Here is a 20,782-nt window from a genome sequence, read left to right on the forward strand (position 1 = left end):
TTACACACAGCTTGTCAAAAACTGACTGAGCACTCGGTTCACTTGATCAGGCTCTTCCACTGTCGACGTATGGCCAGCGCCTTTAATAATAGCAAGCTTCGACCCAGCGATAGCAAAATGCATGCGCTCAGACTTTGCGTAAGGCGTTGCGGCATCTTCATCACCCACGACAATAAGTGTCGGTGTCGTGATATTACCCAATTGCTCATAAGTGCCAGTGCGATCGATGACCCCCATTGTCGCCTTAACGACACCACCCTTACGATTACTTTGTAGCATCGTCAGCCACTGTTTGCGATCAGATTTGCGCAGCTTGTCGGCCAAAAAAGTACTGCCAAACATAATGGGCATGACTTTTTTGCTCACACGCTTCATCCCTAGCCAACGAATGGCTTTGACCAGTTTGCGGTACTCAGGAATGTTTTTTGGGTCTTCAGGATCAGCTGATGTCTCAAGTAGCGCGAGTGATAACAGCAAATCCGGTCGCTTAAGCGCAATACGTTGAGCGACAAACCCGCCCATGGATAACCCAACAAAATGACATTTAGCAATAGCGAGTGCGTCAATTAGGCCAAGTGTATCCTCAGTCAATGTCTCCATATCATAGCCAGATTTGGTAATCTGTGACTGACCCTGCCCTCGAAAATCAAACGCAATGCAGCGATAATCGGTTTGAAAATACTCTACTTGCTTGTCATACATCTGCGAGCTCCACAGCAGACCATGGGCAAACACGATAACGGGTTTTTGCGTGTCATTGGGCGCGCTGTCTTCATAATAGATATCGACATCGTTGACTTTTATCGTTGGCATAATCACTTCCTTGTTTGGTGAAAACTTTGATTAATCAGTTGGGCTGCGCATGACCTAGCGCGCTACCTGCATAGTAGCATAATCTATTAATAAGTCAGGAACTCACCTTTTTATGAACCATGCGTATTATCTGTATCTTATTCATACACTCTTTTTGTTCATACAGGCGCGGCAGTTTATACGAGCAACTCAAAGAGCTAACCGCCATGTAGATGTGTCCTAAGCGCCCACAAAACCTGCTTTTATAATGCGCGCAAGCTGCTATAGTAATCAGCATTGCGTTATTTATTACCATCAATTTGTCCCGCTGTCTTTTATACGGGTACCAAAAATCGCTGCTTAACACAGTCATTGAAAATAAGGAAATCTCAAATGTCACAGTCTATCGTTGATTATCAAGTGAATAATCACATTGCCACCATTACGTTTAACGATCCAAAAAGCTTAAATGCGTTTGGCACGCCACTAAAAAACAACGTGTTAATAGCGCTAGATAAAGCAGCGGCTGATGATCAAGTACGAGTCATTATCTTGCAAGGCGCTGGTGGTAATTTTTCAAGTGGCGGCGATATCAAAGAGATGTTATCTGAAGGATTGGACAAGGACATTATTTCAAACAAACTAAAGGGCATGGTAGAAGGCGCAGGCGAAGTCAGCTTAAAGCTACGTAATGTCCATAAACCCATCATTGCCAAATTAGAAGGTGCCGTAGCAGGGGCTGGCATGAACTTAGCGCTTACCTGTGATTTTCGTATCGCAGCGGATAATGCAAAGTTTGTCCAAGCCTTTGTCAATATTGGTTTAGTGCCAGATGCAGGCGGTATTTATTTATTGAATCAATTGGTTGGTACAGCAAAAGCCACTGAGCTTGTGATGCTGGGTGATAAGCTAAAAGCAGAAGATATGGCACGCTTAAATCTCGTCAATCAAGTGGTTAGTGCAGAAGAGCTAGACGCCACCGTTCAAGCATTGGCTCTAAGATTGAGCCAGCTGCCAGGTAAAGCCCTAGCCTCTATGAAACATATGTTCAATGTGCACGCGTTTATGGGTTTGAACGAGGCATTAGATATGGAAGTGGAGCAGCAGACCATGATGGCAAAAACCGATGACTTTATCGAAGGCGTCAGCGCCTTTATTGAAAAGCGCAAACCAGTTTATCAAGGTAAATGATTGAGTAGTAAGCGGGTTGATTTGACGGCTAAATTTATTCATAACCAAATAACTCGCTATTTATAGTATCAAAAAAAAGGGCTGCCAATATGGTAGCCCTCTTTTCGTTTATGTCTGCGGTTAAGAAGCAGATACTGACTTATAGTGATACGGTAAGGTAAATATCTTGTCAAAAATAAAGGTGAATACGAAATTATAAATTAAGAAAAACACTAGCAAGGCAGCTTCCATCATAAACGCTTGGAGCAAGCCAACGTGATACCAAACCATATATAGTGGCAAGCAGATCAACACCAGCCCACCTTCAAAACCAAACGCATGAGCACTACGTATCCATAACGTACGACACGCAATATGCCTGCGACGCTCCCATGCTTCAAAAGCAGTATTATATAGAAAGTTCCAAATAACGGCTGCTAGAGAGACCATCATCGCAACGGGCAATGATTCTGACGCATCGCTATTGCTCAGCTTCATTAATACAAAGGTAGACAAGATGATTGCGACAATCTCGAAAACAGCCACATAGACAATGCGGCGTTTGAGTGGGGATAAAGTAATCAACCAAAACTCCAAAGCACCTGTATTTAAACAAAGAAGTGCGTATCAAAGTATCGGTCCGTCCCGAGATAGAAAAGATAAATTGAGTGCAGAGCCACGGTTTCCGCCTGCACTTATATTATACATAAGATAGTATAAAAAATCAGCTGGTGCCTTCATAACAAAAACCCCGCATCATGACGATACGGGGTTTTGTTTACTTAAAAACGGCTAACTCAATTTTTAACCAAAATTAGGTCAACTGAGCAACGTTGATTTTGTCTGCTTCTTCCGTATAGTCTTCCATACGGTCGAAGTTCATGTATTGATAGACTTCATCACCCATGCTGTTTAGCATGCCAGCGTACTGCTGATATTCATCATTGGTTGGCAGTTTACCGAGTACTGCAGCGACTGCTGCAAGCTCTGCAGATGCTAGGTATACGTTCGCGCCTTGACCCAGACGGTTCGGGAAGTTACGCGTTGATGTTGATACCGCAGTCGATTTCGGTGCGATACGTGCTTGGTTACCCATACATAGTGAACAACCTGGCATTTCAGTACGAGCGCCGGCTTGTGCGTAGACGTTGTAATAACCTTCTTCCATCAACTGGCGTGCATCCATCTTAGTAGGCGGTGCAATCCATAGACGAGTCTTGAGGCTACCTGCTGGTACGTCTTGTAGCAATTTACCAGCGGCACGGAAGTGACCGATGTTGGTCATACATGAACCAATGAATACTTCATCAATGGTATCACCAGCCACGTCTGCCAAGGTCTTGGCATCATCTGGATCGTTCGGGCAGCAAAGGATAGGCTCTTTGATCTCGCTCATATCGATAGTGATGTCGATAGCATATTCAGCATCATCATCCGCACGCATGAGGCTTGGGTTCGCAAGCCAGTCTTGCATTTGCTCGATACGGCGGCTGATGGTACGCGCGTCGCCATAACCTTCAGAGATCATCCACTTAAGTAGGGTGATGTTTGAGTTTAGGTACTCAGTCACCGACTCTTCAGATAGCGTGATGGTACAACCAGCAGCACTACGCTCAGCTGAGGCATCAGATAGCTCAAACGCTTGCTCAGCCGTTAGGTCTTCTAGACCTTCGATCTCAAGGATACGACCGTTGAATTCGTTGATTTTGCCTTTTTTATCAACCGTCAAGTAACCTTCTTTGATGGCTTGATAAGGGATGGCATGCACCAGGTCACGTAGCGTGATACCAGGCTGACGCTCACCGACGAAGCGGACACGCACAGACTCAGGCATATCTAGTGGCATCACACCAGTGGCTGCAGCAAAGGCTACCAGACCAGAACCCGCTGGGAACGAGATACCCATTGGGAAACGAGTATGCGAGTCACCACCAGTACCCACAGTATCTGGAAGGAGCATACGGTTAAGCCATGAGTGAATGATACCGTCACCTGGACGTAAGCTCACGCCGCCGCGGTTCATGATAAAGTCAGGTAGTGTGTGCTGAGTCTCAACGTCAACTGGCTTTGGATAAGCAGCGGTGTGACAGAATGACTGCATGACGAGATCCGCTTGGAAACCTAGGCACGCCAAGTCTTTTAGCTCATCACGCGTCATTGGACCTGTAGTATCTTGAGAGCCAACGGTAGTCATTTTTGGCTCACAGTACATACCTGGGCGTACGCCTGGTAGACCACACGCTTTACCGACCATTTTTTGCGCAAGGGTGAAGCCTTTACCAGTATCAGCTGGCTCTTCAGGTTTTGCGAATACGTCTGAATGACCCAGACCCATGTACTCACGCGCACGGTTAGTCAGACCACGACCAACGATCAATGGAATACGGCCACCAGCGCGCACTTCATCAAGTAGCGTTGGCGAGTTTAGTTTGAACTCTGAGATGATCTCGTCTGAGTCATGCTTGGTGATTTTGCCGTCATGCGGATAGATGTCAAACACATCACCCATGTTTAGCTTATCGACCGCTACTTTTTCGATTGGCAAGGCGCCAGAGTCTTCCATGGTGTTAAAGAAGATCGGTGCGATGTTGTTACCCAGTACCAGACCGCCGCCGCGTTTGTTTGGTACGTTCGGAATATCTTCGCCCATCAGCCATAGCACTGAGTTGGTCGCAGACTTACGGCTAGAGCCGGTACCGACGACGTCACCAACGTACGCAAGTGGGTGGCCTTTTTCTTTGAGCTCATCAATAAGCTTCATTGGACCGCGCACGCCCTCTTCGTCAGCAGTAATGCCGTCACGAGAGTTTTTGTGCATAGCAAGTGCATGCAATGGGATATCAGGGCGGCTCCATGCGTCTTGGGCTGGTGACAAGTCGTCAGTGTTGGTCTCGCCTGTGACTTTAAACGTCGTATAAGTTGATTTCTTTGGTACTTCTGGGCGATTCAAAAACCACTCAGCGTCAGCCCAAGACTGAATTACTTCTTTTGCAAAAGCGTTACCCGCTTCGGCTTTTTCGGTGACATCGTTGAATGCATCAAACACGAGCAAGGTTTTCTTTAGCGCATCAGCTGCTTCTTGAGCAACCTCTTCGTCATCAAGCGCGGCGACCAATGGCTGTACGTTGTAGCCACCTTGCATCGTACCTAGGATTTCGACCGCTTTTTTCTTACTGATAAGTGGTGATGAGGTTTCGCCCTTTAAGATAGCAGCCAAAAATGCAGCTTTAACGTAAGCAGCTTGGTCAACGCCAGCAGGAATACGGTTTTCTAGCAGGTTCATTAAGAACGCTTCTTCGCCTGCTGGTGGGTTTTTTAATAGTTCAACCAATTCTGCTACTTGCTTTTCATTCAGTGGTAGCGGTACAGTTCCTAGCTCGGCACGTTCTTCGACATGTTTACGATAAGCTTCTAACACAATAGTCGTCCTCGTCAGTTGGGGTTAGCACAATACGTGGGTAGTCAGCATGACCGCCTGCGTCTATATACTATAGAAAATAATTATCCGTGCAATCATAGCTTAAAACGCTCTAAATGTTAATGGCTGAGCCTTCAAAAGGCTCATAGTAAGGCCATATCCAACATTTATTATAAAAATAGTCCCATCAATAATATGATTGCACACCTTATAATCGCTCGTATTTACGTACCTGCACTGATTGATAAAAACTTGCTTTATGAGTGCGCAGACACCATATGACTGTTATACGCTTTTATCAGACATTTCTATAAGACATCAAAGGACAGCCAATATGGATAGCAACACCAACTATGATAATGGCCTCAGGGTACGCACAGAAGTGATGGGTGAAGCACATGTCAAACGCTCGCTTGATACGGCGACTGGATTTACTCAGCCGCTGCAAGACTGGATTATAGAGCACGCGTGGGGCAGCACATGGCAAGATGAGTCAGTACTACCACGCAAATATCGCTCACTGATTACCATTGCTTTTTTAATTGCGCAAAAAAGCCCAAATGAGTTAAAAGGACATATCCGAGGTGCCATCAACAATGGCGCTAGCGTCGCTGAGATTCGCGAAGTGCTGATGCATAGCCTCCCATACTGCGGCGCACCTGCCACGCAAGAAGCGTTTCGCGCGGCTATCGAAGTGTTTAATGAGATGGGTATAGATATTGACAACTTAAACAAAAAGCCATAGCACAAAAGGTTGAATAATAAACCCTGAGCGCAATATCTGTTATAATAAAGACACCTATAAAGCATGCTGATAATTCCATAAACCCTTATACTATAAAGGGTTAAGAGATCATTGATTATGACTACTGCCGTACAAACCCATATTCCTGCGCCAAGAGTAAAACCAAAAAAAGCCATTCAAGGTGAAAAGCTGCGTGGCTACGATAAAGTCGCCCGCATCCCAATTAAAGTAATCCCGACAGTCGAAGCGAAGAAAAAGCCGGATTGGATTCGAGTAAAAATGTCCTCACCTGCCGAGGTGGCGCGTATCAAAGCCAAACTACGCGAACAAAAGCTCTATACTGTTTGTGAAGAAGCTGCTTGCCCGAATCTTGCGCAGTGCTTTGGTGACGGCACCGCCACCTTTATGATTATGGGTGATATCTGTACTCGCCGCTGTCCGTTCTGTGATGTCGGTCATGGTCGCCCGAACGAGCTAGACAAGGATGAGCCACGTCATACCGCTGAGACCATTCAAGGCTTGGGTCTTAAATACGCCGTGATTACGTCTGTTGATCGCGATGATCTAAAAGATGGCGGTGCTGGACATTTTGTAGAAGTGCTAAACGAGTCAAGAGCGCTTAGCCCAAATTGTTTGATCGAGATCCTTGTACCCGATTTCCGTGGTCGTATGGATATTGCATTGGACTTACTGACAGAGACTGCGCCAGATGTGTTTAACCACAATATTGAAACCGTGCCACGTCTATACAAAGCCTTCCGTCCAGGTTCTGATTATCAGCATTCACTCGACTTGCTTAAGATTTATAAAGAACGTCGCCCTGATATCGCGACCAAATGCGGCTTTATGGTTGGCCTCGGCGAGACCGAAGAAGAGGTCTATGCGCTACTTGATGATCTAAAAGCGCATGACGTCGATATGATCACGATTGGTCAGTATCTACAGCCTAGTAAGAACCATGCCCCTGTTGACCGTTATGTCCATCCAGACGAGTTCCAACGCTATATGGACTACGGCAAAAAGATTGGCTTCTTTAACATTTGGGCAGGCCCAATGGTACGCTCAAGCTACTTTGCTGATCGTCAGTACTATGGCGAAGATTGCCCAGCACCTATCCGCAGCAAAAAAGCATTAGAAGCGGAAGGCAAACTTGGCTGCTAATTGCTGATTTGATTGTTGTTAAACCAATATCAAAGTACTAAAGATAATAGCTAAAAATATAAAAGGGTGAATAACATATTTTGTTATTCACCCTTTTTTATGACTTACTCTAATATCAGTGGCTAAAACTAAACACTCACTGTCGGCGTTGGTGCCGCACTTGTCTTTATATTGAATACCGCAATGCTAAGTACAATCACACCGCCTACGATACCTGTCATCAACTCAGGATAAATCAATAACAAGGCACCAATCGCTAAGATGATACGGGTTATGGTATTCATCTCACCTCTGAAGTACCCCTCAAGCGCTGAGCTTAATGCAATCACACCTGTCACTGAGGTCACAACGACTGTGATAATATCCAAAATAGGCGGTAGCGGGAAATCTTTTGCCGTGACAGCCAGCCCCGTCGGATCTATCATGAGCATCGTCGGACTATAAATAAACATAAATGGTACGATAAATCCGGCAAGTGCCAGTTTGAGCGACAAGAACCCTGTTTTCATCGGGTCGCCACCGGATATACCCGCACCAGCAAAAGCAGCCAGACACACAGGCGGAGTAATATTGGCAAAGATACCAAAGTAGAAGACAAACATATGCGCTGACAAGATTGGAATATCAAACCCTGCCAATGCCGGGGCTGCCATGGTCGCGGTAATGATATAGGCAGGAATAGAAGGTAGCCCCATACCCAAGACCATTGATGCGAGCATCGTCAAAATAAGCGTAAAGAACAATGACCCTGCGCCTAAGGTCACGATAGAAGATGTCATTACCGTACCAAAGCTGGTCAGACTGACCACACCAATGATAATACCGACGACTGCACAAGCCGCCATAACCGCGAGCGACTGGCGCGCACCGTCTTCTAATGCACCCAAAATATCAGAGAAGCTCATACGTGTTTCAGCACGTAGCATACTGATTACCACGGTAAAACCAATCGTATAAGCAGCTGCATATCCCACAGGTACATTTCTGATTAATAAGAAAATCAAAAAGACAATCGGTAATAGCATGTGACCGCGAGCTTTTAACACTTCTTTTACCGCGGGTAAGCTCTCTTTGGCGATACCTTTTAGGTCACGACGTCCAGCGCGAAAGTGCACTTGTGCAATGACCCCTAAGTAGTACAATATCGCAGGCAATAAAGCGGCAAGCGCAATCGTACTATACGGCAGACCAGTGGTCTCCGCCATAATGAACGCACTGGCTCCCATAATCGGTGGCAAAATCTGTCCGCCAACCGAGGCACTGGCCTCAACCGCGCCTGCAAAATCTTTATGATAACCAACCTTTTTCATCAATGGAATGGTAAAGGCACCCGTACTTACCACGTTTGATAATGCAGAACCATTAATACTGCCCATAAAGCCACTAGAAATCACCGCGACTTTTGCAGGTCCTCCTTTTTTGTGACCTGCGATGGCTAATGCCAAATCATTAAACAGCTGTCCCATTCCTGAGCGTGCCAAGAATGCACCAAAGAGAATGAACAAAAAGATAAAGGTCACTGACGCGCCAATCGCAACAGAATAAAGACCTTCGGTTTTTAGGAATAATTGACCAAAAATATCGCCCATGTCATAAGGACGAGTCAGCAATCTATCAGGCATGAAATCCATGTGACTGACAAACGGATAGGCCAAAAATATCCCTGCCAATATTGGCAAAATCCAACCGGTGATACGGCGACTGCCTTCTAGCACACAGACCACCGTGATCAGCGAAAATATCACGTCAAGCGGATTGGCCATGCCACCACGTGAGGTCACAATGTCTTGATATTCGTAGATCAAATAGCTCATACCAGATAAAGACAATAAAAACCAAATCCAGTCATACCAAGCGACTCGACTGCGACTGCTATTTTTACTGGCGGGAAAAATCAAGAAAATTAAGGCAAAACCAACACCGACGTGTACAGAGCGCTGTAGCAATGCAGGCATCGGGTTAAAGGTAATATAAAGATGAAAAAGTGAATAGAGTATACAAATACCAGCAATGAAATACTTTACTGGCCCTTGCGTAATATGACGTGTGATTGACTCTCGGTCATATTTTTCCAGTACTGCTTTGTTGATCGCATCTGCATCAGCATCTTTATCAACATTGGCATCTGGCGTGGTATTCACGCTACCGTGATCCGTCACTTGGGAGTTCATGACACAAGTCCTTTTTAAATCTATCAATTAAACCATACGTCTTAGGCATGATCACCACTTCAGAATAATCCGGCACCCACTGATGAATCAAAAAACGGTGACCAGTATAATCGATCTCGCCTTTGGTCAGTCTAGAGACTACCCAATTTAGGCTAGGTAGTTTTTCATTGATTTGGTAACCCAGATAGCCAAGTTTTTGTATGGGGGCCAGGGGTTCGGTCGAAGGCGTACCAGCACCAAATGCTTCAAAGTATGTGGTGGTGAGGAGTAGCATAGCCTCTTCTGTGCTGCTTTTTTCTATGCGTTGGTACTGCTCTTCCCACCACTGCTTTTCTACAGAATGTATCCAGCGCAGCTGAAAGTCAGGGTCAGTGAAATAACATACCTTGTCGTCGCTACCCGCTATCGCAACACGCACTTCGACCACAGACTGACGCGCGACACCTATCCATAGGGTCAAAAAAACCAGCGCGGCAAGTCCTGCAGCGCCAGTCGATAACCATAATAAATTATTTGGCGGCTTGTTCGTCATAGTACTTTTTAGCGCCAGGATGGATTGGGGCAACCATACCGTCACGAGCGGTTTCTAAACTGATATCGTTGGCCGCTTGGTGTGCCGTTTTTAGACCGTCCAGATTATCAAATAACGCCTTAGTCAATTTGTAGCCATCAGATTCAGACAGATCAGAGTTCACCAATAGCGCATTCATGATTGCGGCAGTTGGAATCGCAGCATCATTGCCATAAGTACCAGCAGGAATCTCAAAGGTATTGAAATAAGGCTTGGTTGCAATGATTTCTTTTAGCTTGTCTTGATCAATAGTAACCAACTGCAAATCCACGCCTTGCTCTAGCTCCATAAGCGATGAGTTTGGCAGACCACTACTAAAGAATGCGGCTTCAATCTTGCCCGCTTTCATACCATCAGCTGCTTCAGCAAAGCCCAAGTAATCGACAGTGATGTCATCATAAGTGATACCAAACCCTTCTAGTAGGGTTCGCGCATTGACTTCGGTACCAGAGCCTTGATCACCAACTGCGATGCGCTTGCCTCTCAAATCTTCAATATTTTTGATACCCGTGTCTTTCGTGGTCACGATTTGCACGACGTTAGGATACAAAACGGCAATTTGCTGGATGTTGTCAATAGGCTTATCGAAGTTATTTTTGCCTTCGACCGCGTCCGTGACCACATCACTGAGCGCCAAGACCATATCGACTTTGCCTTGGGTCAATAGATTGACGTTTTCGACCGATGCGCCCGTGGTTTGTGTCTTTGAGTTAACGCCAAAGTTTTTTACATAGACTTCGGACAATGCAGTGCCGATGATGTTATAAGGGCCAGACGCACCGCCTGTGGCAATGGTTAGGAACTTAGTATCGAGTGTATCGGTAGCCGCATCAGCTGACGTACTATCCGCAGCAGCCGTCTCATTGCCTTCTGAGCTTGGCGATGAGCAGGCGGTTAAGCCTAGCATGGCGCTTAATATCGCTGAAAAAAGTAAGGGAGATTTTAGAGAAGTGAGCATTAAGTTCATCCTTGAAATAATCGATTTAATACAATAAACGGCATTAATATATAGGTATTAATCCGTTACACCTGAGTAATAATATAGCAATTTTTGTGATAAATAAACAAAAGACTGTTTTCTCTTTTGCTTTCAATGCCTTATATTTCAGGCTTTTTGAGAAAATACTTGCATCTTTTATCATAGCCAAAACTTATATTGTTTCGCTATGTGAAACTTAGTTTCAACTTTATTTAACCAAATTTCGATGCTGTTGTAAACCTTTATCACGGTTTATGTGCATGCATTACGCTGTATATAGTCAATCCACTATAAAAGCGTTACAGCGTTAACCTCGCTTGAAGTATGACATAGATATTAAGTTCTAGTAATATAGGTTTCAGTCTTGTCCAGTGTTCATCTTTGAACATGGTGCGAGGCATAGCGAACGATATCTTTTTTGTGTGAGAACTTAAAGATTAACCGTTCGCCATTTTCGATTATTTTCATAATCCAGTATTCACTTTATAAAAAAATAAGGCCACGAATGGCCTTATTTTTTCAATAGCTACTTTTGATAATAAGGATAATCGCTATAGCCTATTTCCGTGCCACCATACATTGTGGCTGGATCTACCTCATTGAGCGGCCAATGATGAGCTATGCGCTCCGGTAAATCAGGATTAGCAATAAAAGGACGACCAAAAGCAAATAAATCACCATAACCTTTAGATAACATATTGAGCGATTTCTCTACAGTGTATTTTCCCGCATAAATAATACGTCCTGAAAACTCAGCTCTAACCGCTTGATAAAAGGACTCTGGTAAATCAGGTGCATTATCCCAATCAGCTTCTGCAATGGACAAATAAGCGATGCCCGCTTTCTCAAGTACTTTAACCGCTTCAATATAAGTATGATGAGGATCTGATTCTACCAGCCCTAAGTACACACGATCCTCACCGGTACTAGCAAACAAAAGCGCAAAACGGACGCCTAAACGATCAGCACCGACCACATCACTCACAGCAGCAACCACTTCTTTTAGGAACCGCAAACGATTCTCTAGCGAGCCACCATACTGGTCATCACGTTTATTGCTATGCTCAGAGATAAACTGGTTCACTAAATAACCATTGGCACAGTGCAGTTCTACCCCATCAAAACCCGCTTCTAAGGCGTTGCGAGCGGCTTGAGCGTACATCGTTATCAACTCGCTCACCTCTTCTGTGCTCAGTGCCCGCGGCTCACTTGGATCAGCTAAAGCACCTTCGCCTGGACCTGTTTCAATGAATACTTTGACATTATCAGCAGTAATAGCAGAGGGCGCTACAGGCTGATTTTGGTTGGGTTGTAAGCTAGTATGAGACACACGGCCAACGTGCCATAGCTGAGCAAAAATAATACCGCCCTTGGCATGTACCGCTTGCGTGATTTTTTTCCAGCCTTCAATTTGTGCTTGCGTATGAATACCTGGCGTCCATGCATAACCTTGGCCTCTAGGTTCGATCTGTGTCCCCTCCGTCACCATAAAGCCTGCAGAAGCACGCTGGGCATAATAACTTGCCATTAAATCATTAGGAATATTGCCAGGTTGCGTGCTACGAGAGCGCGTCAATGGTGGCATCACAATACGATTTTTAAGCGTATAAGGCCCAAGTTTTACAGGCGAAAACAGTGCACTGGTATTAGGAATAGTTTGTTTCATAATATTCTCTTTTATAGCAAACAGATAGGCTTATTACTTGAAATTTATCCGTTGTTTTAAGGTTTTATTGATCACTTAAGTAATATGAGTAATCATAAAGTTTTAGAGGTACAATTAGAAACAACGTTTTCTTGTTGAAGATACAATTATTAATGGTACAGATGATGAATGGTATAAATCGGCTTGATATCAAACAGCTCAGAGTGCTACAGGCATTGCTTGATCTAAAGAACCTATCAAAAGTTGCACGCAAAATGGGCTTAACCCAACAAGCTATCAGTGAGCAGCTGCGTAAGCTACGTGATCTATTTGATGATCGTCTGTTTATTCGTCAAGGAAATAGCATGGTGCCCACACCAAAAGCACTATCGATGCAGCAACCTATTAACGATATATTAAGACAGTTAGAGGTGCTCTTGGAGCCGGATGTGTTTACGCCGCAAACCTATAAAGGTGTTTTTACGATTAGTGCGACCGATTATGCGACGCAGGCATTATTACCGCAGTTGTTTAATCTAACGCGCCGTGAAGCGCCTAACTTAAAATTGATAGTGCGAGATTTTGCCTCAGACAACATCAATCAGCTTATTGCGGCAGGCGAACTTGATTTACTGCTTACCTTTCCAGAGTTTATCCCTGATAATTTATCTTATGTCACTTTGTTTGAAGAACAACATTTATGCATTACAGGTTATAAAAACGAGTTCGCAACAAAGGTGTTAACACTGGCACAAATTGCAGCACACCCGCAGCTGGTGGTATCGCCTTCGCGTGCCAACTTGCGCGGTTCTCATGATCAGTGGTTTGCCGAAAAAGGGCTTAAGCGAAACATTGTGATGTCAGTGCCTAGCTTTTCAGCTGTGCCAGATATTTTGCATACCACTGACATGATTGCTTTTTATCCCGCGCGACTACTGCCAAACAGTAAAGTTAAAGCGCTTAAAGTAGAAGCCCTACCGCCTACCTTTAAGATAATAGCCGCTTGGCATCCACGTACCAATGACAGTGGCATTCACCGTTGGCTAATCGAGCAATTACGAGATTTATAATGGGTAGGAGTAGTTAGTATAGCCAATCCCACTTAAAAATGGCGTAGAGAATATTGATCACATTCATTTTTGTCGTTAAATGGTGCTAGCAAATATAGATTTCATTACCCTGTCACGTGACACAAAAAAATAAGGTAAAATGGTCGACCAATCAGCGCCTAGTAAAATAAAATCATAACGACGCCACCTAACTGATCGACATTTTTGAAATAACGATCCATAAAAAATATATAGTTGATCCAATTTAAGAGCGGTACAAGGCAACCGAGTGCAGATGTATCTGTCATAATTCAAGCAAGGTTAACGCTGTAACGCTTTTATAGTGGATTGACTATAGACCATTAAAACCTGTCAAGGAAGCTTATATGAGTAACACTCTCGATACCAGTAATGATAACATTCTCTCCTCCGACAACACTCACTACTTGCACCACAACTTTTTTGAGCCAAGTGACAAAAATATTGCCATCAGCGCGACGCTATTGATTGTGCATGGGATGGCAGAGCACAGTGGTCGCTATGCAGATTTTGCACAGTTCTTGGCGGACAATGGCATCGCTGTCGCAACCTATGATCATCTTGGTCATGGTCAAACCATCAAAACCAAAGCAGATTTAGGGTTTTTTGGTGAAGAGCATCCCGTGCAGTCGCTGCTAAAAGATGTGATTGTCATGGCAGATAGCCTAAAAGCACGTCACCCCGATGTACCGCATTTTGTGATGGGCCACTCCATGGGCTCGTTTATCGTGCGTAACGTACTTAAGCATCATGCGCATAATTTTGCAGGCGCAATATTAATGGGCTCAGCAGACGTCAATCCATTGACCAAAGTTTTGCTACCTATCAATAAAGTATTGGCAAAAGTAGCACCTAGACAGCCGAACTCAGTACTTGCCAATACCATGAATAAGGTATTGAACAGTCAACTAAAGGAACGCACCGCATCCTCACAGTTTGCTTGGTTGAGTGAAAATACTGCAAATATTGAAGCCTATGAAGCTGATCCAAAGACTGGTTTTGACTTTACCAATAATGGCTTTATGACATTATTTACTTTGATGGATACTGGACTAAATAAAGGCTGGGCCACCACCATTGCCAAAAACTTCCCAATGCTATTTATCAGCGGTGAAGATGATCCTATTGGTAACATGGGACGCGGTATTCGCCGCGTGGTCAAACGCCTACATAAACAAAAATTTAACCATGTTGACATTCAACTGTATTCCAATATGCGCCATGAAGTATTACACGAAACAGACAATCAAACGGTTTATCAAGACATTTTAGCGTGGATAAAAAACATTGCACCAGACGCTTAAAGCACGATAAACAATTCATCTTGAGCAGTCTTGTGAGCGCTTTTCCTCAAGCACTGCCATAATGAAATACTGAACTTGTTTGCTAAAAGTGGTCAAATTAGCGACAATATGGCAAGCAAGTTTTTTGGCCCAGTTATCTTGTACAATCGTCCATATTTTACAAGTATTGTATTTTAAGCGGGTCCGCCCAAGTTATGTCACTATAAATACGAGTCACCTCTCCCTTTTACTTATTTTAGGAATCTTTATGTCATTACAACAAACCATCGAACAAGCTTTTGAAAACCGCAACGAATACAGCCCAAGCAACATGCCACAAGACGTGCGTGACGCAATTGAGCAAGTACTCGAGCAGTTAGATAACGGCAGCCTACGCGTTGCCGAAAAGAAAGATGGCGAATGGGTCGTCAATCAGTGGGCCAAAAAAGCAGTACTGCTATCGTTCCGTTTGAACGACAACTACGTTCAAGCAGCGGGCGAGCATGTGCAGTTCTATGACAAAGTGCCAACGAAATTTGCAGATTGGACCGAAGCACAGTTCAAAGAAGCAGGCGTCCGTGTGGTACCACCAGCCGTTGCTCGCAAAGGTTCATATATCGCAGCGGGTGCGGTATTGATGCCTTCTTATGTCAACATCGGTGCGTATGTCGATCAAGGCGCGATGGTTGATACGTGGGCGACCGTTGGCTCATGTGCGCAAATCGGCAAAAACGTGCATCTATCAGGCGGTGTTGGTATTGGTGGCGTATTAGAACCGTTACAAGCCAACCCAACCATCATCGAAGACAACTGCTTTATCGGTGCGCGCTCTGAAATCGTTGAAGGCGTGATCGTCGAAGAAGGCGCTGTCATCTCTATGGGTGTCTATATTGGTCAATCTACACGCATCTATGACCGTGAGACTGGCGAGATCCATCGTGGCCGTGTACCAGCAGGCTCTGTTGTCGTACCAGGTAGCTTACCATCAGAAGACGGCACACACAGCTTGTACGCTGCCATCATCGTGAAAAAGGTAGACGCGCAAACGCGTGCAAAAACTGCTGTGAATGAGCTATTACGTTTAGACTAGGGTGTGTTGACAATTACCGTAAATGGATAATCGTCGCTGCTAAATAGATATTAGCAGCAAACGACTCATCCGTTTTTTCAGCACGCATGGCAATTTTCTTGAAATCTTTCAGCTTACAGAAGAAGTTCTCGATTAAGTGACGCCACTTGTACATTTCTTTATCGAAATCTCGTTGCTTTAAACGAGAGCTTTTAGGGGGTATGACCGCTTTGCTACCACGCTCTTCTAAGTCTAGCAGTAGCCAATCCGTGTCAAAGGCTCTATCAGCAAGCAATGTACCAAACTCTTTGTCTTTAATTAAAGGTTTAACGCCAGCCATGTCATGCTGTTGTCCTTTCAATAAAGTAAAATCAACAAGGTTGCCTAATGCATCAACCATTGCCATGATTTTAGTGGTCATACCGCCTCTTGATTTGCCAATTGCCTGATGACAAGCCCCCCTTTTGCGCCTTGTCCATGACGATGTACCTTAACAATAGTGCCATCAATCATGGCATACTCTAAATCTGAGTCATTCAGAGCATTAAATAGCTTGCTGAATCTATCGCTTTTTACCCATCGACGGTAGCGCTTATAAACACTGTTCCAGTTACCAAATTCAGGGGGTAAATCTCGCCACGGACTACCTGTTCGGACAATCCATAGAACAGCTTCGATAAATAGTCGATTATTTACCGCTGTTCTACCAACATCGGTCTCTTTACCTGCACAATACGGTGCTATCTTTGCCCACTGGGCATCACTTAGGGTTAATCTAGTCATAACACTATGATTATCAATTATTCTATATATGTCAACACACCCTAGTATTTTTAATATTTATAGCCTCGTACCTGAACGGTACGGACGTCGATAAATCATAGTTACTAAAGACGCTGAAGAAAACTTCAGCGTCTTTTTTGCACCCTAATGCAGAGCGTTGCGTTATAATCCGTTTTTTGGTTTTGTTTTATCCAAACATAAAACGACAAATACCACAGCCTGCCTTCTTCTTTATTACGATTGATAACCGCTTGATCGCCTTATCAACCTTCAACTGTATTTGACATATTATGAGTGAATCACTGTTGCGCACCGCCGCTATCCCCGTCACTGACCCTGAAGCGGGGTTACGTTTGACTGAGATTTTTTATTCCTTGCAAGGTGAGGCGCTGACTTCTGGCTTGCCGACGATATTTGTACGTCTAACGGGCTGTCCGCTGCGCTGCGTCTACTGTGATACCGAATATGCCTTTACGGGCGGCGAGCGTCAGTCATTAGAAACCATCATAGACACGATCAAAAACTATCCATGTAAGCGCATTTGCCTGACTGGTGGTGAGCCATTAGCACAGCCAAATGCGATTGAGTTGATGAAACGTCTGCTCAGCGATGGCTATGAAATATCCCTTGAAACCGCAGGCGCGCTCTCGGTACAAAATGTACCACCAGCCGTCAGCAAAGTGATGGATCTCAAAACACCAAGCTCAGGCGAAGTGGACAAAAACTTATGGTCAAATCTCGATCATCTTACCGAGCACGACCAAATCAAGTTTGTCATCATGAATCGCACAGATTACGACTGGGCAAAAGAAAAATTAGTCGAGCATAAGTTAAATGAATTGGTCGGTACCGTTTGGTTTTCGCCGATGTTCAACGTGGCAGATGATGTCGATGAAGCGCTCAGCCCTGAGGTACCTGTGTTGGCAAGAGAGCTTGCTGAATGGATGCTGGCAGATGCCTTGCCCGTTCGTTTTCAGCTGCAACTACACAAAATTATTTGGGCAGATGCCAAAGGCAAATAAAAAGACAAACCATACGCTAGTCACTGATAGAACATCCATTTAGAACAATAAATATAAATATAAATACGCCAATCTCAACTTATCGTAGGCCTTTGATTTTTATAGAATTTAAAATTCTAATTGTTTTAACTGAAATTTTAAAAACTAAGTAAACCAATACCTTAGAAAAATAAGTTGAGAGTGGGGTATATAAATATAAATACAAATCCATATACAGGCACGTACTTTCAAGGAGGAAACATGATTCGGCTGATCTTACTAGGGTTACTATCAGGTGCGTTTTTTAGCTCAACCTTTGTATTAAATGAGCTGATGAGCGCTGCTGGTGGGCATTGGTTTTGGTCAGCGAGCTTGCGCTACGTATTTATGCTACTACTACTGACGGCAATGATTGCTGTTCAACACGGTATGGGACGCATCAAAGAGCTTTGGACGATTTTTCGTCAACATATAGGCTTCTGGTGCATTACTGGTAGTATTGGCTTCGGCGTGTTTTATACTGGCATCTGTTATGCAGGTGATCACGCCAGTGGTTGGGTTGTGGCGGCGACCTTTATGTTTACCGTCGTGACCAGTTTGCTTGTCTTACTGGCATTCGGACAACGCTTTGATAAAAAATTCATTTTTTATGCCCTGATTGTCTTCGTAGGCGTGGTACTGGTCAACGTCAGTGAAGGTTTGCACGCGCCTAGTGATGCCAATGCCATACCACTGACGCAAATGCTACTGTATGGCGCGCTGCCAGCACTGATCGCGGCGTTTAGCTACCCTATTGGCAATCAGTTGGTTTGGCAGGCCTCTTACAATGCCAAGCAGCACAAGGCCAAACTTCAAGACAGTGAGCCGCATTCTCAGCCGATGCGTGCAGAAACAGCGCTATTGGCCAGTGCTCACGATGCTACTGATACGCATAGCGCTGACCGTGATACTGCGAACAACTCCACACTGCAAACCCTGATCAGACGTATTCCTGTTATCGAGACGGATCTGTTACAAAATGCCTTTAACAAAGTGTGGTTGATGACCGTAGGGAGTTTGCCATTTTGGCTCGTTTTAGGCATCATGGTGCGCCCTGAGTTACCGGGCAGCGCGCAGGTGTTTAACACGCTACTGGTCGCCTTGTTATCAGGGGTGGCCGCGACCAGTCTGTTTTTATATGCGCGTGAGCAAGCGGTGACCTCAAGCGAGGTTGCGGGCGTTGACTCGACCCAAGCCAGTGAAATCATTTTTGCTTTGATTGGTGGTATGATCCTGCTGGGAAATCCACTACCCTCAGCCTTAGGTCTGGTCGGTATTGTACTGATTATCATCGGCTTGATACTGTTTGCAAAAGATGGCTAGACGACAATTTAACAATGGGCTGATTTTGTTTGGCTCATCTACAAAACACCCATTTAAAACGAGAATACCCATCATTTTTTATGATCAAGAATTGGCAATATAAGTATGGTTAATGATTTAATTTTTCCTGATATTCTATTATATTTATTGGACATGGTGGGTATCATCGCCTGCGCAATTGCAGGGACATTGCTCGCTCAGCACAAAGGCTTCGATATTGCTGGCTGCATCTTGGTTTCGATGGTCAATGCCATTGGCGGCGGTACGCTACGTGACATGGCACTAGATCGTCACCCACTATTTTGGATGACGGATCTCAACTATGTGATCGTCATTACCGTGACGTCTCTTATTCTACAAATATTCTTTCATCTATATCACAAGATCGACAATGCGCTTAAGCTTTTTGATGCCATTGGTCTCGCGGCATTTAGCGTGATTGGCTTTAAGGTCGCATTGACCCAAGGCATGTCACCTCTTATTGCTATTATGATGGGCGTCTGGACAGCCATTATTGGTGGGATGCTCCGTGATATTATCTGTAATGAGATACCATTAGTATTGCAGCGTGAGATTTATATCACGGCCAGTATCGCAGGATCTGTAACGTATTTATGCCTACAGTATGTCGGTGTCAGCGCTGGCATCAATGAGTTTATTATGTTGTTTGTCATCTTTGCGGTACGCATGCTGGCGCTCAGATTCGACTGGCATTTGCCCTCTATCCGTTTGGTTGCTTAAATAGCTGATCAAAAATGCAATGCTTTTTGTACATAAAAGCTGACAATCATCAAAAATAGTGAGAATGGCTTATGTTGGCTATCGCGTTGGATCCTACAGCTCTAATCACTACTTTTGACCCGCGCTCTTTGATCTATTTTTTTGATATGATTGGGATTATCGCCTGTAGCGTTTCAGGGACGATACTGGCCAAGCATAAGAACTTTGATGTCTTTGGTTGCCTACTAGTCTCTATCGTCACAGCCATCGGTGGCGGCACCGTACGCGATGTGATTTTGGATCGTCATCCGCTGTTTTGGATGGTAGATATGAGCTATCTGACGCTCATTACGCTCTCTTCGCTTGTGATGCAGATATTTTTTCATCCAAACTCAAGACGCGTTGATAAGTTCCTCAAACTGTCCGATACCATCGGTCTATCCGCCTTTACGCTTATAGGTATCAAAGTCGCTGATAGTATGGGTACCAATGTGCCAGTGGCACTGTTATTGGGCGTGATCACCATCATCGTTGGTGGCATCATTCGCGATATGATTTGTAATGAGATTCCACTGGTATTGCAGCAAGAGATTTATATCACTGCGGCGTTAACTGGGGGTATTCTATACTTTGCTCTAAAGAACTTAGGCGTTGCTGATTGGGTTGCTGATGTTTCTGCAATGAGTACGATTTTTACCTTGCGTATGCTGGCTATTCGTTATGATTGGCAGTTCCCCACTCTTGAGTGGAAGTACTGATGTTAAGTCAAAAAGTAGCAAATAGTATCAGCACACTCAAACTTGACTGTACTGATAGCATTTAAG

Annotated in this window: 18 protein-coding genes; 10 read left to right on the forward strand and 8 right to left on the reverse strand. The window is 44.4% G+C overall.

Annotated elements, in window-relative coordinates; all coding sequences use genetic code 11:
• On the reverse strand, nucleotides 1-813 hold the full coding sequence (locus CUR83_RS09385; protein ID WP_186474200.1) for an alpha/beta fold hydrolase: 813 nt from the start codon (nucleotides 811-813) through the stop codon (nucleotides 1-3).
• A gap of 372 nt (nucleotides 814-1,185) precedes the next feature.
• On the opposite strand from CUR83_RS09385, the gene CUR83_RS09390 reads away from it, so the two are divergent.
• Nucleotides 1,186-1,983, forward strand: a complete 798-nt coding sequence (locus CUR83_RS09390; protein ID WP_093068033.1) for an enoyl-CoA hydratase/isomerase family protein — start codon at nucleotides 1,186-1,188, stop codon at nucleotides 1,981-1,983.
• A gap of 120 nt (nucleotides 1,984-2,103) precedes the next feature.
• Here CUR83_RS09390 and CUR83_RS09395 read toward each other — a convergent pair whose 3' ends face one another.
• Together CUR83_RS09395 and acnB are read right to left on the reverse strand one after the other, a co-directional pair.
• Complete coding sequence (locus CUR83_RS09395; protein ID WP_201587712.1) at nucleotides 2,104-2,547, reverse strand: PACE efflux transporter; 444 nt, start codon at nucleotides 2,545-2,547, stop codon at nucleotides 2,104-2,106.
• Nucleotides 2,548-2,776: 229 nt separating this feature from the next.
• On the reverse strand, nucleotides 2,777-5,380 hold the full coding sequence (gene acnB / locus CUR83_RS09400) for a bifunctional aconitate hydratase 2/2-methylisocitrate dehydratase (RefSeq protein WP_284719532.1): 2,604 nt from the start codon (nucleotides 5,378-5,380) through the stop codon (nucleotides 2,777-2,779).
• Between the two features lie 334 nt (nucleotides 5,381-5,714).
• Here acnB and CUR83_RS09405 point away from each other — a divergent pair, with 334 nt between their 5' ends.
• A complete protein-coding gene (locus CUR83_RS09405) occupies nucleotides 5,715-6,125 on the forward strand; it encodes a carboxymuconolactone decarboxylase family protein (protein WP_186474196.1) in 411 nt (136 codons plus the stop codon).
• Between the two features lie 117 nt (nucleotides 6,126-6,242).
• Entirely contained in the window at nucleotides 6,243-7,286 is a 1,044-nt protein-coding gene (gene lipA / locus CUR83_RS09410) for a lipoyl synthase (protein ID WP_093068020.1), read from the forward strand.
• Nucleotides 7,287-7,414: 128 nt separating this feature from the next.
• On the opposite strand, the gene CUR83_RS09415 is transcribed toward lipA, so the two are convergent.
• The 4 genes from CUR83_RS09415 to CUR83_RS09435 all read right to left on the reverse strand — a co-directional run bounded on the left by CUR83_RS09415 (nucleotide 7,415) and on the right by CUR83_RS09435 (nucleotide 12,673).
• Nucleotides 7,415-9,457, reverse strand: a complete 2,043-nt coding sequence (locus tag CUR83_RS09415; RefSeq protein WP_201587703.1) for a TRAP transporter permease — start codon at nucleotides 9,455-9,457, stop codon at nucleotides 7,415-7,417.
• A complete protein-coding gene (locus CUR83_RS09420) occupies nucleotides 9,429-9,989 on the reverse strand; it encodes a DUF1850 domain-containing protein (protein ID WP_093068016.1) in 561 nt (186 codons plus the stop codon). The genes CUR83_RS09415 and CUR83_RS09420 overlap by 29 nt, the downstream gene beginning before the upstream one ends.
• Nucleotides 9,967-10,986 carry a TAXI family TRAP transporter solute-binding subunit gene (locus CUR83_RS09425; RefSeq protein WP_284719533.1) on the reverse strand — a complete coding sequence of 340 codons (1,020 nt, stop codon included), beginning with the start codon at nucleotides 10,984-10,986 and terminating at the stop codon, nucleotides 9,967-9,969. Before CUR83_RS09425 ends, CUR83_RS09420 begins: the two co-directional genes overlap by 23 nt.
• 547 nt (nucleotides 10,987-11,533) lie before the next feature.
• Nucleotides 11,534-12,673, reverse strand: coding sequence for an alkene reductase (locus tag CUR83_RS09435; protein WP_284719534.1), 1,140 nt, complete (start codon nucleotides 12,671-12,673; stop codon nucleotides 11,534-11,536).
• Between the two features lie 164 nt (nucleotides 12,674-12,837).
• Here CUR83_RS09435 and CUR83_RS09440 point away from each other — a divergent pair, with 164 nt between their 5' ends.
• The 3 genes from CUR83_RS09440 (at nucleotide 12,838) to dapD (ending at nucleotide 16,113) form a co-directional block, all read left to right on the forward strand.
• Nucleotides 12,838-13,722 carry a LysR family transcriptional regulator gene (locus CUR83_RS09440; protein WP_075106643.1) on the forward strand — a complete coding sequence of 295 codons (885 nt, stop codon included), beginning with the start codon at nucleotides 12,838-12,840 and terminating at the stop codon, nucleotides 13,720-13,722.
• 365 nt (nucleotides 13,723-14,087) lie between these two features.
• Nucleotides 14,088-15,044 (forward strand): alpha/beta fold hydrolase, encoded by a 957-nt coding sequence (locus CUR83_RS09445; RefSeq protein WP_093068004.1) that lies wholly within the window; start codon nucleotides 14,088-14,090, stop codon nucleotides 15,042-15,044.
• A gap of 247 nt (nucleotides 15,045-15,291) precedes the next feature.
• Nucleotides 15,292-16,113 carry a 2,3,4,5-tetrahydropyridine-2,6-dicarboxylate N-succinyltransferase gene (gene dapD, locus CUR83_RS09450; protein WP_058025115.1) on the forward strand — a complete coding sequence of 274 codons (822 nt, stop codon included), beginning with the start codon at nucleotides 15,292-15,294 and terminating at the stop codon, nucleotides 16,111-16,113.
• Between the two features lie 13 nt (nucleotides 16,114-16,126).
• Here dapD and CUR83_RS09455 read toward each other — a convergent pair.
• Nucleotides 16,127-16,875, reverse strand: a protein-coding gene (locus CUR83_RS09455) for an IS5 family transposase (RefSeq protein ID WP_201587701.1) whose coding sequence is annotated in 2 segments (ribosomal slippage) — nucleotides 16,127-16,545 and nucleotides 16,545-16,875 — 750 coding nt in all. Because the reading frame shifts where the segments join, the coding sequence is not laid out codon by codon here.
• A gap of 290 nt (nucleotides 16,876-17,165) precedes the next feature.
• Between CUR83_RS09455 and queE the strand changes: the two genes are divergently transcribed.
• The 4 genes from queE to CUR83_RS09475 all read left to right on the forward strand — a co-directional run bounded on the left by queE (nucleotide 17,166) and on the right by CUR83_RS09475 (nucleotide 20,716).
• A complete protein-coding gene (gene queE, locus CUR83_RS09460; RefSeq protein WP_093068799.1) occupies nucleotides 17,166-17,897 on the forward strand; it encodes a 7-carboxy-7-deazaguanine synthase QueE in 732 nt (243 codons plus the stop codon).
• 240 nt (nucleotides 17,898-18,137) lie between these two features.
• Nucleotides 18,138-19,238 carry a multidrug resistance efflux transporter family protein gene (locus CUR83_RS09465; RefSeq protein WP_093068796.1) on the forward strand — a complete coding sequence of 367 codons (1,101 nt, stop codon included), beginning with the start codon at nucleotides 18,138-18,140 and terminating at the stop codon, nucleotides 19,236-19,238.
• Between the two features lie 105 nt (nucleotides 19,239-19,343).
• Nucleotides 19,344-19,979, forward strand: a complete 636-nt coding sequence (locus tag CUR83_RS09470; RefSeq protein WP_058025112.1) for a trimeric intracellular cation channel family protein — start codon at nucleotides 19,344-19,346, stop codon at nucleotides 19,977-19,979.
• 71 nt (nucleotides 19,980-20,050) lie between these two features.
• Nucleotides 20,051-20,716: a trimeric intracellular cation channel family protein gene (locus tag CUR83_RS09475; RefSeq protein ID WP_075106649.1), complete on the forward strand. Its 666-nt coding sequence runs from the start codon at nucleotides 20,051-20,053 to the stop codon at nucleotides 20,714-20,716.
• Nucleotides 20,717-20,782: the final 66 nt, after the last annotated feature.

Origin of the sequence: Psychrobacter pocilloporae (assembly GCF_029872915.1) — a bacterium.
In the GTDB taxonomy this organism is placed as follows: Bacteria; Pseudomonadota; Gammaproteobacteria; order Pseudomonadales; family Moraxellaceae; genus Psychrobacter; species Psychrobacter pacificensis.

Excerpts from the sequence above, each read along its gene's own strand:
- CUR83_RS09385 (WP_186474200.1), bottom strand. The coding sequence starts at position 813 with ATGCCAACGATAAAAGTCAACGATGTCGATATCTATTATGAAGACAGC.
- CUR83_RS09390 (WP_093068033.1), top strand. The coding sequence starts at position 1,186 with ATGTCACAGTCTATCGTTGATTATCAAGTGAATAATCACATTGCCACC.
- CUR83_RS09405 (WP_186474196.1), top strand. The coding sequence starts at position 5,715 with ATGGATAGCAACACCAACTATGATAATGGCCTCAGGGTACGCACAGAA.
- lipA (WP_093068020.1), top strand. The coding sequence starts at position 6,243 with ATGACTACTGCCGTACAAACCCATATTCCTGCGCCAAGAGTAAAACCA.
- CUR83_RS09415 (WP_201587703.1), bottom strand. The coding sequence starts at position 9,457 with ATGAACTCCCAAGTGACGGATCACGGTAGCGTGAATACCACGCCAGAT.
- CUR83_RS09420 (WP_093068016.1), bottom strand. The coding sequence starts at position 9,989 with ATGACGAACAAGCCGCCAAATAATTTATTATGGTTATCGACTGGCGCT.
- CUR83_RS09425 (WP_284719533.1), bottom strand. The coding sequence starts at position 10,986 with ATGCTCACTTCTCTAAAATCTCCCTTACTTTTTTCAGCGATATTAAGC.
- CUR83_RS09435 (WP_284719534.1), bottom strand. The coding sequence starts at position 12,673 with ATGAAACAAACTATTCCTAATACCAGTGCACTGTTTTCGCCTGTAAAA.
- CUR83_RS09440 (WP_075106643.1), top strand. The coding sequence starts at position 12,838 with ATGAATGGTATAAATCGGCTTGATATCAAACAGCTCAGAGTGCTACAG.
- CUR83_RS09445 (WP_093068004.1), top strand. The coding sequence starts at position 14,088 with ATGAGTAACACTCTCGATACCAGTAATGATAACATTCTCTCCTCCGAC.
- dapD (WP_058025115.1), top strand. The coding sequence starts at position 15,292 with ATGTCATTACAACAAACCATCGAACAAGCTTTTGAAAACCGCAACGAA.
- queE (WP_093068799.1), top strand. The coding sequence starts at position 17,166 with ATGAGTGAATCACTGTTGCGCACCGCCGCTATCCCCGTCACTGACCCT.
- CUR83_RS09465 (WP_093068796.1), top strand. The coding sequence starts at position 18,138 with ATGATTCGGCTGATCTTACTAGGGTTACTATCAGGTGCGTTTTTTAGC.
- CUR83_RS09470 (WP_058025112.1), top strand. The coding sequence starts at position 19,344 with ATGGTTAATGATTTAATTTTTCCTGATATTCTATTATATTTATTGGAC.
- CUR83_RS09475 (WP_075106649.1), top strand. The coding sequence starts at position 20,051 with ATGTTGGCTATCGCGTTGGATCCTACAGCTCTAATCACTACTTTTGAC.